This is a genomic window from Mesorhizobium sp. M2A.F.Ca.ET.037.01.1.1 (assembly GCF_003998075.1).
Classification (GTDB): Bacteria; Pseudomonadota; Alphaproteobacteria; order Rhizobiales; family Rhizobiaceae; genus Mesorhizobium.
On sequence record NZ_RZSA01000330.1, the window covers coordinates 1 to 6,255 of the forward strand.

The window sequence follows — 6,255 nt, forward strand, 5'->3', positions numbered from 1 at the left end:
GATATGGCCCTTCATGTTGGGATGGAAGCGGCAGAAATAGTCGACCTCTCCCGCCGCCTTCAGCGTGACCTTGCCCTTCGACTTTGCCGGGATCATCACATCCCAGCCGCCTTTGACCGTGGCGGTGTGGGCGAGAATATCCTTGTTTGTCCACTCAATCGTGTCGCCAACTTTGGCCTTAACGCTCGCCGGCGAGAACACCAGCTTGTCGATCGTCACCTCGATGGTCGCCGCGAAGGCTGGCGGTGCCATGAGCACCGTCACCAGCATCGACGCAAGAAGCAGCGGCCTCATTTCAGCATGCCGGCGACATGTTCGGCATGCTGCTCATGTCCCTGGAAGATCTTGAGCCCGGTCTCCAGCAGGCTCTTCAACTCGGCATTGCTGGCCGAGGGGATGAGCAGCGTTTCGAGCGCACCGTTGACCTGCTTGTGATAGGCCACTTCGTTCTCGATATAGGCTTTGTCGAACTCGGAGCCCTTGAGCTTCGCCAGCTTGGCGCGCTCCTCCTTGGCAGCCTTGGCCAGCGCCTTGCTGGTGTCATTGTCCTCGGGCGTGACCTTCAGCTTCTTCACCAGGTCGAGCGCTTGGCTGTTCACCGCCTCATGGTCGCGCTCCATGTCCTTGGCGAAGGCGACGATCTCCTTGTTCTTGGACGTCTTGATCGCCAGCTTGGCCGCCTCGATGTCGATCGAGCCGGCTGTATAGGCGATGTGGGCGATCTGCGGGTCGGTGGGCTTGTCGGCGGCCAGCGCCAGCGGCGCGTTGCTCATCAGGAAAAGGGCGGCGAGGGCGGCGGTCGGTCGCATGAACATGGCATCTCCTTCGCCCGGCGCATCGGCTTCGGGCTTCATCTGAGGGTTGACGGCCATTGGATGCCGGGAAGCGAGAAACGTTCCCCGGGAAAGTCAGCCTTCGAAACCCAAGCGCTTCATCACCGCCTGCGTCAGCCGCTCGCAGCGCCGGCCGGCGAAGGGGAAGGCGTCGAGCAGCACCGGACCGATCTCGTCGTCCAGCGCCTTGCGCACCAGGGCGCGCGCCCGGTGCAGCCGTGTCTTAACTGTCTCAGGCCGCACGCCCAGAAGGTCGGCCGTTTCCACGATGCTGAGGCCCTCGATGACACGGGCGACGAAAACGCTGCGATAGACATCGGGAAGGCTGTCGGTCGCCCGTTCGACAAGCCCGAGGATTTGTCGCTGCGCCATTGTCCGCTCCGGATCGTCGCTTGGATTGAGGGGAAACGGGATGACCCGCGCCTCCGGGATTTCGGGCATCGCCACCATGCGCTTGCGCTTGCGCAGCCGGCCGAGCGCCTCGTTGATGACGATGCGCGACAGCCAGGTCGACAAAGAGGCCTCGCCGCGAAAGGCGCCGAGACTGGCGAAGGCGCGCATATAGGCCTCCTGCACGATGTCCTCGGCCTCAGCATCGTTGCGCACCACGCCGCGCGCGATGCGGTAGAGCCGCTGATTGTGCGTCTTGATGATGGCACGGCACGCATCCGGATCGCGCGCCAGCGCCCGGCGCACCAGCGCCATGTCGCCGGCCGCTGCCGCGCCGATCCCGGCGGCTTCAATAGCGGGCCTTCTCATCTCGCTCGATCCCCCGGCAGTTTTGCATCCGCAATTGGATGCGCCTGCCGGCAAAAGGTTCCCGAGTTGATTGCGCGGGCTATGCTATCGCTTCGGCCCAGGCATGTCTGCGGCTGCAAATGTGGCGGCCGGCGCCTACTGATCAGCTCGTCACTCGACGGCAGCCGCCGCCGCCAGCCCACGCGCGATGTCGGCCTTGAGGTCTTCGACATCCTCAAGCCCGATCTGCAAGCGGATCAGCGAACCGGCATACGAGCCCTTGGCAAGCGTGCGGTCGCCGAGGAAGACCGGAACGGCGAGGCTCTCATAGCCGCCCCAGGAATAGCCGAGACCGAAGATCTTGAGCGCGTCGAGGAAGGCGTGCTGGGCCTTCTGGCCGCCGCCGTCGAGCACGATCGAGAAGACGCCGCTCGAGCCGCAGAAATCGCGCTTCCAGAGCGCATGGTCGGGATGGCTTTCGAGTGCCGGATGCAGCACCTGCGCGACCGCGGCCTGCTCCTCCAGCCAGCGCGCGATATCGAGCGCGGACTTGCGGTGATGTTCGAGCCGCACCCCCATCGTGCGCAGGCCGCGCAGCACCTGGTAGATGTCGTCGGGTCCCGAACAGCATCCGAGGGTGCAGAAGCCATCATAGAGCTGCTTCCAATATGTCTCGTTGGCCGAAACCAGGCCGAGCAGCACGTCGGAATGTCCGGCCGGATATTTCGTCGCCGCCTGGATCGAGATGTCGACGCCATGGTCGAGTGGCTTGAAATAGAGCGGCGTCGCCCAGGTGTTGTCCATCATCACGATGGCGCCCGCTTCATGCGCAGCCTTGGCGATGGCCGGGATGTCCTGCACCTCATAGGTGTTCGATCCCGGCGATTCGGTGAACACCACCTTGGTGTTGGGCCTGATCAGCGAAGAAATGCCGGCCCCGATGCGCGGCTCGTAATATTCGACCTCGACGCCGAGTCGCTTCAGCATCGTATCGGCGAAGTGGCGCGTCGGGTGATAGACGCTGTCGACGATCAAGAGATGGTCGCCGGCGGCGAGGAAGGCGAGCAGCGGTACCGTCACCGCCGCCAGTCCCGAAGGCACCGCGATGGTGCCGGCCGAGCCTTCAAGCGCGTCGACGGCGAGCGTCAGCGCATCCATCGTTGGCGTGCCGCGCGTGCCGTATGTGTATTTCTGGCTGCGTCCGGCCATCGAAGCGGCATCGGCGTAAAGCACCGTGGAGGCGTGCACGACCGGCGGGTTGACGAAGCCGAAATAGTCGCGCGGGTTGTTGCCGGAATGGGCAAGCAGCGTGTTGGTGCGCATTTCGATGCCGTCTTTACCTTTACCCATGGTTCGTCGCCAGCCATTTCATGTAAGGGGTCGAATGATGTCAGGGGACAGCCATAAAGCGGCGGCCAAGCCCGCGCAACCGCGCCAGGCCCGCCAAAAGCCCGTCTTCGGCTAGGCCAATCCAAGCCCGCCCGCGCCCAACAAAGCACCGCTATTGCCGAAGCGGATTCGGCCGCCGGCTCATGGATTCGCACCGTTGCAACTTGACTGATTTGTTCGCATGGACTGCCGATTTCATGGGCTCTTGTCCGCAATTCAGGCATTTGCGGCAATTGCTTTTCAAACCTTTGGGGTTTCGGTCATTTCCCTTGACCTCACAGGAATAATCGCCTTCGATGCGTTTCGTGAATGGGAGGCAGCGCATCGGCAACTGATGCGGGTCCGGGAGTGGGCCTGAAGTGGGAGCTGCATTCACAAACGAAAAAAGATCAAGCGTCGCCTGACAGCAGGGGCGCCTGTAACAGAAAAGGGTATGTGGGTCATGAAACACATTGCAATCGGCATTCTTGGCGCCGCCGCGCTCGGGTTCATGGCGTCCGCCGCTTCGGCAGGCACGCTCGATACCGTGAAGCAGAAGGGCTTTCTTCAGTGCGGCGTCTCGACCGGCCTCGCCGGCTTTTCGGCGCCGGACGACAAGGGTGACTGGAAAGGCATCGACGCGGACTTCTGCCGCGCCGTTGCGGCCGCCGTTTTCGGTGACGCCTCCAAGGTCAAGTTCACGCCGCTCAGCGCCAAGGAGCGTTTCACCGCGCTGCAGTCGGGCGAGATCGACCTCCTGTCGCGCAACACCACCTGGACCAGCAACCGCGACAGCGCGCTCGGTCTCGATTTCGTCGGCGTCACCTACTATGACGGCCAGGGCTTCATGATCAACGCCAAGAAGCTGCCGGGCGTGAATTCCGCGCTGCAGCTTTCGGGCGCCGCCGTCTGCGTGCAGAGCGGCACCACGACCGAGCTCAACCTCGCCGACTACTTCAAGAAGAACAAGATGGAATACAATCCCGTCGTGTTCGAGAAGCTCGAAGAGGTCAACGCCGCCTATGACGCCGGCCGCTGCGACGCTTACACCACCGACCAGTCCGGCCTCTATGGCATCCGCCTGACGCTGTCATCGCCGGCCGACCATGTCGTGCTGCCCGAGATCATCTCCAAGGAGCCGCTTGGCCCGGCCGTGCGCCAGGGCGACGACCAGTGGGCGCATATCGCGCGCTGGACCTATTTCGCGCTTTTGAACGCCGAGGAAGCCGGCGTCACGCAGGCGAATGTCGAGGAGATGAAGACGTCGACCGACCCGAACATCCAGCGCCTGCTCGGCACAGAGCCAGATGGCAAGTATGGCGCCGATCTCGGCCTCTCCAACGACTTTGTCGTCAACATCGTCAAGGCTGTCGGCAACTACGGCGAAATGTTCGAGCGAAATGTCGGCTCGGGCAGCCCGCTCAAGATCGCGCGAGGGATCAACGCGCTGTGGACCAAGGGCGGCCTGCAATACGGCCCGCCGATCCGCTGATCGAAACGTGATCCGGGAGGCAGGTCGTCTGCCTCCCGGTTTCTCTTTCCAGGGGACGGTCCATGGCTTCGCAGGAAATCCTTCGCGAGGAGCCGACCCGCGGCTCCTTCATCAATGACCCGAGAATACGCAGCCTGTTCTTTCAGACGCTGGTCGTGATCCTGCTGTTCATCTCGATCTGGTGGATCGTCCACAACGTCATCGAAAACCTCCAGCGCCTGCACATTGCATCAGGCTTCGGCTTCCTGAAGAGCAGGGCCGGCTTCGACATCTCCGACACGCCGATCGCCTACACGTCTGACTCGACCTATTTCCGTGCGCTGGTCGTCGGTCTGCTCAACACGATCATCATTGCCGTCGCCGGCATCGTGCTTGCCACCATCGTCGGCTTCCTCATCGGCATAGGACGCCTGTCGCAGAACTGGCTGATCCGCAAGATCTGCACGGTTTATGTCGAGATCTTCCGCAACATCCCGCCGCTGCTGGTCATCTTCTTCTGGTATTCCGGCGTGCTCGCCGTGCTGCCGCCGCCGCGCGAGAGCATCCATCTGCCCCTCGGCTCCTTTCTCAACCAGCGTGGTTTCTATCTACCGCGGGCCGTCTGGGGGGATGGCTCCTGGCTGATCGGCGTCGCATTGCTGCTCGCCATCGCGATGGCATGGTTCGTCGCCCACAGGGCGCGGCAGCGGCAGCGGGCAACCGGCCAGCAATTCCCGGTGTTCTGGACGTCGGTCGCTCTCATCATCGGCCTGCCGGTGCTTGCTTTCCTGCTCAGCGGCATGCCGCTCACCTTCGATTTCCCGAAGCAGTCGACCTTCAACCTGACCGGCGGCTTCTGGATCAAGCCGGAGTTCCTGTCGCTGCTGTTGGCGCTATCCTTCTACACGGCGGCCTTCATCGCCGAAATCGTGCGCGCCGGCATCAGGGGCGTCAGCAGGGGCCAGACCGAGGCGGCAGCGGCACTCGGCCTTCGCTCCGGTCCGATCCTGCGGTTGGTAGTGATCCCGCAGGCAATGCGCATCGTCATCCCGCCGCTCACCAGCCAGTATCTCAACCTGACCAAGAACTCATCCCTGGCCATTGCCATCGGCTACCCCGATCTGACAGCCACCGCCGGCACCGTGCTGAACCAGACCGGGCAGGCGGTGGAGGGCGTGTTCATCATGATGGTCGCCTATCTGGTGCTGAGTCTCGTGACGTCCTTCGTCATGAACATCGTCAACGCCAGAATGGCGCTGGTGGAGAGGTAAGGCCATGCAGGAACACGACATGTCCTGGGTGCGCACCGAGATGGCGCTGGCGCAGCCGGCGCCGCCTACCGAACGCGGCGCCTATGCCTGGGTGCGCAAAAACCTGATCGGTTCGGTCGGCGACACCATCCTCACGGTGCTGGGCATTGCCATCGTGGTGTGGGTGTTGCCGCAAATCATCAACTGGGCCTTCATAAACGCCGTCTGGACTGGCCCTGACCGCACGGTATGCACGACCGCCTCGCAAGGCGGCATCCAGCCCGATGGCTGGACCGGCGCCTGCTGGGCCTTCGTCAACGCCAAGTTCGGCCAGTTCATGTTCGGCACCTATCCAATCGAGGAGCGCTGGCGGCCGATTCTGGTCGCCATCCTGTTCGTGGCGCTGCTGGTGCCGATGCTGATCCCGCGCGTGCCGCGCAAGGGGTTGAACGCGCTTCTGCTCTTCGTGGCGCTGCCGGTCGTCGCCTTCGTCCTGCTGGTAGGCGGCGTGTTCGGTCTGCCGCATGTCGAGACCCCGCGCTGGGGCGGGCTGCTGGTCACGCTCAGCCTGTCCTTCGTCGGCATTGCCGTGTCG

At 63.3% G+C, this 6,255-nt stretch carries 6 protein-coding genes and 1 pseudogene; 3 read left to right on the forward strand and 4 right to left on the reverse strand.

Annotation, left to right across the window (positions count from 1 at the left end):
• The 4 genes from EOA27_RS17550 to EOA27_RS17565 all read right to left on the reverse strand — a co-directional run.
• A partial coding sequence (locus EOA27_RS17550; protein WP_127256787.1) for a cupredoxin family copper-binding protein occupies positions 1-294 on the reverse strand: 294 nt, incomplete at its 3' end.
• Entirely contained in the window at positions 291-815 is a 525-nt protein-coding gene (locus EOA27_RS17555; protein ID WP_126083222.1) for a DUF4142 domain-containing protein, read from the reverse strand. The genes EOA27_RS17555 and EOA27_RS17550, both read right to left, overlap by 4 nt.
• Positions 816-908: 93 nt before the next feature.
• Positions 909-1,592, reverse strand: coding sequence for an RNA polymerase sigma factor (locus tag EOA27_RS17560; RefSeq protein ID WP_126083221.1), 684 nt, complete (start codon positions 1,590-1,592; stop codon positions 909-911).
• 150 nt (positions 1,593-1,742) lie between these two features.
• Positions 1,743-2,921 carry a cystathionine beta-lyase gene (locus EOA27_RS17565; protein ID WP_126083220.1) on the reverse strand — a complete coding sequence of 393 codons (1,179 nt, stop codon included), beginning with the start codon at positions 2,919-2,921 and terminating at the stop codon, positions 1,743-1,745.
• Between the two features lie 481 nt (positions 2,922-3,402).
• Here EOA27_RS17565 and EOA27_RS17570 point away from each other — a divergent pair, with 481 nt between their 5' ends.
• The 3 genes and pseudogenes from EOA27_RS17570 to EOA27_RS17580 all read left to right on the forward strand — a co-directional run.
• Entirely contained in the window at positions 3,403-4,431 is a 1,029-nt protein-coding gene (locus EOA27_RS17570) for an amino acid ABC transporter substrate-binding protein (protein ID WP_095820064.1), read from the forward strand.
• Positions 4,432-4,493: 62 nt separating this feature from the next.
• Complete coding sequence (locus EOA27_RS17575) at positions 4,494-5,681, forward strand: amino acid ABC transporter permease (protein WP_126083219.1); 1,188 nt, start codon at positions 4,494-4,496, stop codon at positions 5,679-5,681.
• Positions 5,682-5,685: 4 nt separating this feature from the next.
• Positions 5,686-6,255, forward strand: a pseudogene (locus EOA27_RS17580) (amino acid ABC transporter permease); the annotation flags it as partial.

Coding starts and splice junctions, on each gene's coding strand:
- EOA27_RS17560 (WP_126083221.1), bottom strand. CDS start 1,592: ATGAGAAGGCCCGCTATTGAAGCCGCCGGGATCGGCGCGGCAGCGGCC.
- EOA27_RS17565 (WP_126083220.1), bottom strand. CDS start 2,921: ATGGGTAAAGGTAAAGACGGCATCGAAATGCGCACCAACACGCTGCTT.
- EOA27_RS17555 (WP_126083222.1), bottom strand. CDS start 815: ATGTTCATGCGACCGACCGCCGCCCTCGCCGCCCTTTTCCTGATGAGC.
- EOA27_RS17575 (WP_126083219.1), top strand. CDS start 4,494: ATGGCTTCGCAGGAAATCCTTCGCGAGGAGCCGACCCGCGGCTCCTTC.
- EOA27_RS17570 (WP_095820064.1), top strand. CDS start 3,403: ATGAAACACATTGCAATCGGCATTCTTGGCGCCGCCGCGCTCGGGTTC.